5 protein-coding genes and 1 pseudogene are annotated in these 6267 nt (G+C 38.1%); 3 read left to right on the top strand and 3 right to left on the bottom strand.

Going from position 1 to position 6267, the window contains the following annotated elements; genetic code table 11:
• Both H5968_RS20120 and H5968_RS20115 read left to right on the top strand, forming a co-directional pair.
• Positions 1-753, top strand: a 753-nt coding sequence (locus H5968_RS20120) for a Uma2 family endonuclease (RefSeq protein WP_187041378.1), incomplete at its 5' end; no start/stop codon positions are given.
• 187 nt (positions 754-940) lie between these two features.
• Positions 941-1693 (top strand): Uma2 family endonuclease, encoded by a 753-nt coding sequence (locus H5968_RS20115; RefSeq protein ID WP_187041377.1) that lies wholly within the window; start codon positions 941-943, stop codon positions 1691-1693.
• 91 nt (positions 1694-1784) lie between these two features.
• Here the strand turns inward: H5968_RS20115 and H5968_RS20110 are convergent.
• A pseudogene (locus tag H5968_RS20110) lies at positions 1785-2276 on the bottom strand (RidA family protein); the annotation flags it as partial.
• A 67-nt stretch (positions 2277-2343) separates the two neighbouring features.
• The gene (locus tag H5968_RS20105) at positions 2344-3201 is read right to left on the bottom strand and encodes an SWIM zinc finger family protein (protein WP_187041376.1); all 858 of its coding nucleotides are present in this window, start codon (positions 3199-3201) and stop codon (positions 2344-2346) included.
• A gap of 339 nt (positions 3202-3540) precedes the next feature.
• On the opposite strand from H5968_RS20105, the gene ribBA reads away from it, so the two are divergent.
• Positions 3541-5214 carry a bifunctional 3,4-dihydroxy-2-butanone-4-phosphate synthase/GTP cyclohydrolase II gene (gene ribBA / locus H5968_RS20100; protein ID WP_187041375.1) on the top strand — a complete coding sequence of 558 codons (1674 nt, stop codon included), beginning with the start codon at positions 3541-3543 and terminating at the stop codon, positions 5212-5214.
• 43 nt (positions 5215-5257) lie between these two features.
• Here the strand turns inward: ribBA and H5968_RS20095 are convergent, their stop codons facing one another.
• Positions 5258-6163 (bottom strand): Rpn family recombination-promoting nuclease/putative transposase, encoded by a 906-nt coding sequence (locus tag H5968_RS20095; protein ID WP_187041374.1) that lies wholly within the window; start codon positions 6161-6163, stop codon positions 5258-5260.
• Between the last annotated feature and the right edge of the window lie 104 nt (positions 6164-6267).

Here is a 6267-nt window from a genome sequence, read left to right as displayed (position 1 = left end):
CAAACAGAACCACCCCTTCCCCCTTGGGAAACCCTACCCACAATGTATGATTTACCTAGCGAAAATCCAGAGGAAAAAGGCTTGCCAGACGACTTTCATTTTTTACAACCTTTACTGCTATATTTAACTTTTCAACCACTAAACTGGAATCCAGAATTGGTTTATAGTGCGGCTGATTTAAATCTTTATTATGATCTACAACATCCTTTATGGTATAAACGTCCAGATTGGTTTGGTGTGGTTGGAGTTCCCAAACTATATAATAATCAAGATTTACGTTTAAGTTATGTCACCTGGCAAGAACCAGCAAACCCTTTTGTAGTAGTTGAATTATTATCACCGGGAACAGAAGAGGAAGATTTAGGAACTAAAGAAAGTCAAACAGATAAACCCCCCACAAAATGGGAAGTTTATGAACGCATTTTGCGGATTCCCTATTATATTGTTTTTAGTCGTTATACCAACGAAGTCCGCGCCTTTCAATTAGCAGGTGGTCATTATGAACCTGTAAATTTTATTGATGGACGTTTACCCATGCCCGAATTAGGTTTAAGTTTAGGATTATGGGAAGGAACATTTCGCGGTATTCCTAAACTTTGGTTAAGGTGGTTTAGATTAGCTGGGGAATTAATTCCCGAACCGTCAGAAGAAGTTGCTACTGCTAAACAAGAAGCAAATACAGCGAAAATAAAAGCCGAAAAATTAGCGGAAAAATTGCGTGAGTTAGGCATTAATCCTGATGAATTAATGTAATAGGAAACTGTCAGAATCAGGATGTCCAGGATTTGAGGATTTACAGGATAAAAACAGGGATTTCATCACCAATTACCAATTACCAATTACCAATTACCAATTACCAATTACCAGCCTCAACTAGCAACTTGGGTAATGAGATGATTTGATATAATCATTGATAAACCTGAAAACAGGAAAAACCACCATGATCATCACCACCCAAGACTATCAAATCACTTGGGAAAAATTACCCGATGATTACATCCTTCCCGACGATCCAGTGGATAACATCTACCAACCCACCCAAGCCGCTGCCCTAACCGAAAGCCTCCAACTAGCAGGTAAACTTGCTGCCAATTGCCTCATAACTACGAATTATGGCATCTGTGCCACAGTAAACGGTAAAATTGTCGTTAAAGCCCCTGACTGGGCTTATATCCCCGAAATTCGCACAACTAAGCAAGAAGTCTTTCGTAGTTATACCCCCCAACTACAGGGAGACATTCCGGTTATTGTCATGGAATTTATTTCTGATACCGATGGAACAGAATATTCTAGTAAACCAACTTATCCGCCTGGAAAATGGTTTTTTTATGAAAGAATTTTAAAAGTTCCTAACTACATTATTTTTGAACCAGATAGAGGAGACTTAGAAGTTTATCGCTTAGATAAAAATAGTGAACAATACCAAATAGAAACACCTGATCAAAACCAACGTTACTGGATAGAAGAAATCAAACTTTATCTCGGTATTTGGGAAGGTACAAGAGAAAATCTCACCACTAAATGGTTAAGATTTTGGGATGAACAAGGAAATTTGTTATTGTGGAGTTCCGAATTAGTAGAACAAAAACGACAGGAGATAGAAGTAGAAAAACAACGTGCTGAACAAGAAAAACAGCGTGCTGAAAGACTAGCAGCACAACTACGTGCAGCAGGTATCGAACCAGAAAACTAAAAGTAGGGTAGCCAACACCCACCAAATTATAAAATAAAACTCTTGTGGTGCGGGCATCTTGCCCGCTAATAGTATACTTGAGAAAAATCTGTTAACTAATCACAGCAATACATTCAATTTCTACCAACACATCTTTAGGTAAACGGGAAACCTCCACACAAGCACGCGCAGGGGCGGTATCTTCAGAAAAATACTTTGCATAAACCGCATTTACAGCAGCAAAATCTTTCATATCAGCTAAAAATACACCAGTTTTTACTACATCATTAAAAGTAGCACCAGCTTCTGTGAGGATAGCTTCAATATTTCTCATCACCTGTTCCGTTTGTTTGGTGACATCATCAGTATAAACCACATCACCCAAACGGGGATCAATAGCTATTTGGCCAGCGACAAACAGCATTTTCCCTGAAGCTACAATAGCTTGGTTATAAGGTCCAACTGGTGCGGGTGCTTTATCGGTACGGATAACTTCACGAGTCATAATTTTAATCTCTTTTATCTCTTTTGGTAAAGGTGCATCTGGTTTACCGAAGTCTAAATCAACATCTGTTGTATAAACTTCTTCATCTGGCATGATCGCATTTCCTCTTAAAATGGAAGGTTTTTAACCTTGAATGAAATAATTATCAATTATCAATTGTCAATTGTCAATTGTTCATGGCTGCTAAAAAAGCCTTTTGACTCACATCTTTATAAACGGATTGTAAATAATTCATTGTCACATCACCCGCAGAAGAAGTCACTAAATTTTCCTCATCTTTAGCTAGGGGAATTTTACCCAAAACGTCTAACACTGTCTCACCCACACTAGGAGAAATTACCACTAAAGACGATTCTAATGGCTCATTATATTGCCAAAAATTATCTGATTTTAATGAATATTGATGTTCCGAAATTGGTTTTTGAATTTCTGCTTTTTCCTGTTTGCTAGTCTTTTCCTCCGACTGATCTGCCAACTTTTGTAAAAGTTTACTGCTGCGTAAATTTCGTAAATCACTAATGATTTTTTCTCTGGTGCGTCCTCGTAATTGAAATAAAACAAAAGGATCTTCACTAAAGCGATCGCCTAATTGATAATACACTGCCCCAATATGTTTACAAGGTACTGCTTTATCAGGACAGGAACATTTACTATGAACATCACCCAAGGTAAAAGGAAATAATGAAAGTCCGTTACTTGTAAAGACATCTTCAATATTTTGTGGCATTTCTCCCGCTAATAACTTAGCAGCAAAAATTGACTTTTGGGACATGGTTTCAATCACATAACCCCATTCTTCATCACTAAAAGCATCTAGGAACAAAGAAACTTTATAAGGTTCTACTTCACTACCTTGAACCCGTGCTAAAACCTTCGCACCTTTAAATTCAATACTCAAAACATTGCCTTGTCGAGAATAATTTCTCGCCCTTTCTAACCGCTTTTTAAAGCGATAGGAATCCAATAAATCTAGCCATCTTTGTGACCACCATTCTCTGCTTGCTTGTAAATTTTCTTGACTCATAATTAAACTCATAATTAAAAAGTTGGAATCAGAGGATATTTTAGAGATGTTAGATTGAGATTTTAGATTTAGGACTTACGTAAGATTGGACTAAAAACCGGATTCTGACGTAGGGGGTAATTCATGAATTACCCCTACTTTAGTTCTGTTTGATACACCATTAGCGACTTTTAAAACATCCTTTTATACCTGTACTACTTGTAATATTATTTACATGGTTGCTATTTGTCAGACTGAATAGACAGAAATCATTGTACAGAATCTCTAGTTTCGATAAACAGGCTACAATCTAAAATAAGAAATTGTTAAAAAAATTTACGTTGGTAGCTAGAATTTCCTGTGTCACAGTCCAATAATAACCAAACCTTTAAATTTGATTCTATTGATGCCGCTTTAGCTGACCTTAAAGCCGGTCGTTCTATTGTGGTGGTAGATGACGAAAACCGCGAAAATGAAGGTGATCTAATTTGTGCTGCCCAGTTTGCCACCCCGGATATGATTAATTTTATGGCGGTGGAAGCTAGGGGTTTGATTTGTTTAGCGATGACAGGCGATCGCCTGGATGAACTTGACCTTCCCCTCATGGTCAGCAACATCACAGATACTAACCAAACCGCTTTTACCGTCAGCATTGATGCAGGTCCCCATTTAGGAGTCAGTACGGGGATCTCTGCTGAAGATCGAGCGCGTACCATTCAGATAACTCTCAACCCTGCTACAAAACCCGAAGATTTGCGCCGTCCTGGGCATATTTTCCCGATTCGGGCTAAAGCTGGGGGTGTGCTGAAGCGTGCAGGACACACAGAAGCGGCAGTTGATTTAGCGCGACTAGCAGGATTATACCCTGCTGGGGTGATTTGTGAAATTCAAAATCCTGATGGTTCAATGGCAAGATTACAACAGCTAGTTGAATATGCCAAAGTCCATAAACTAAAAATTATCAGTATTGCGGATTTAATTAGTTATCGTCTGCAAAATGATCGCCTGATTTATCGAGAAATTGTCACTAAATTACCTACCCAGTTTGGACAATTTAATATTTACGGCTACCGTCACACCTTGGACAATACAGATCATGTGGCAATTGTCAAGGGTGATCCGGCAAATTTCGGTGATGAACCTGTAATGGTGCGGATGCACTCAGAATGTTTAACAGGTGATGCTTTGGGGTCTTTGCGTTGTGATTGTAGAATGCAGTTGAAAGCCGCATTGAAAATGATTGAAAATGCGGGTCAAGGTGTCGTAGTTTACCTGCGTCAAGAAGGCCGGGGTATAGGTTTGATTAACAAGCTTAAAGCCTATTCTTTGCAGGATATGGGACTGGATACGGTAGAAGCAAACGAGCGTTTAGGTTTTCCTGCGGATTTGCGAGATTATGGCATGGGGGCGCAAATTCTCATGGATTTGGGTGTTAAAAAAATTCGCCTCATTACTAATAATCCCCGTAAAATTGCGGGTGTGAAAGGCTATGGTTTGGAAGTTGTAGATCGTGTACCTTTGCTGATAGAATCTAATGATTTCAATTCCCGTTATCTAGCTACAAAAGCTAAGAAACTGGGACATATGTTGTTACAAACTTATCTGGTGACAGTAGCATTAGACTGGGAAGATGAACCGGAATCTGTCACCAAACGTTATGAACGTTTAGAGAAAATCAGACATTTAGCAAAAGATAATCATTTATTGTTACAGGAAGAAGCGCGACCTTTAGGAATTGCTTTATTTGATCAACCATCATTAACTGTGCATTTGGGATTTGATCAGCCAAATGTTGCTGATGCTAATTGGTATCAACAAAAAGGACATCCTTACTTGCAAGCGATAGGGCAAATTTTGGATAATTTACTAGATTTACCCTATGTGCAGAAGTTAGAATTTCTGATTTCTGCTGGTAGTGATCCTTTGAGTAATTTACAAGTACAGTTAGATCGGCAGGTTTTTGGGAAAGAAATTAAACCTTCATTATTGAGCGATCGCTTGGAGACACAGCAAATTTATAGTTTTAGTAAGTAAAATTTACTGTATCTTCAAAATAGCTCTGGTTTAATAACTGGAGCTATTTGTTTATTCGCACTTCTAACCAATTTTGCAAATCATCTAAGCTAGTAAAATCTAACAATGCCTCACTCAACTCTTCAAGCACAGGTAAAGGTAAACTAGAAATTGAAGAGCGTGTTTTCTGAGATATTTCGCCAAATCGCTTGGTTAATAGTCGAATAATTAGATCAATAGTTGCTTCCTCCCTTCCTTCCTCTCTTCCTTCCTCTCTTCCTTCCTCTCTTCCTTCCTCTCTCCCCTCTTCTCTTCCTTCTTCCTTAATTTCTTGGTAAACTCTAGTTTCCTTGAGCGTTATTCCCAGCATAGACTCTACCTCAACTCTGCTTAGTTGTTCAAACTTGTAAACCATAATTGTCGTGATCATTTCTATTATGACGCGACTTGATGGTTGAGTAACTTCTTCACGGGTTCTTGTTAATAAATACCTTGCTGCTTCTGGTGCTTGTTCTTCTTCCAGCGTAGTTAATACCATCAGTGCAACCCATAGAGGTAACTGACGAATATCACCTAATTCATCCAAATATACTCGATGCACTTGCTCACTGTTAAGCAAACCCCGATAGGGATAAATTTTGCTTTGTTCTGTGCTGCGCGATGGATAAATAATCACTGCTTGCCAATCACTAAATCTATCACAGTTACGGTAGAAATATAGTAAAGATTCCGCAAATACCCTTTCATACAGTTTTTCATCTTTTTGAAATTGCACTTCACAGAAATATACAACCCCAGGAATATCATTTTCTGGTGGTAAAAACACCCCATCTATTTCAAATTTAGGTTCTTTAACAGCTACCGAATCAAATCTGTAAGTATCTGCATTTTCTGGTGGATTTGTCAATAGTTCAAACAATAATGTAGGAGATTGTTGAAACAATTTATAAAAGATAGTATCTCGACGCATAAAGTATTCTCATTATGAAAGGATTCAGGATATAAAATACATGATTCAGAATCAATTAGAGTTTGCGAGTCATTTTAGGTTACAGATGGCTTATTTGTTAGCTT

Source organism: Sphaerospermopsis sp. LEGE 00249 (assembly GCF_014299995.1).
GTDB lineage: Bacteria > Cyanobacteriota > Cyanobacteriia > Cyanobacteriales > Nostocaceae > Sphaerospermopsis > Sphaerospermopsis kisseleviana.
The sequence above is the reverse complement of the archived record's forward strand: the minus strand, read 5'-3'. Positions and strand labels throughout refer to the sequence as shown.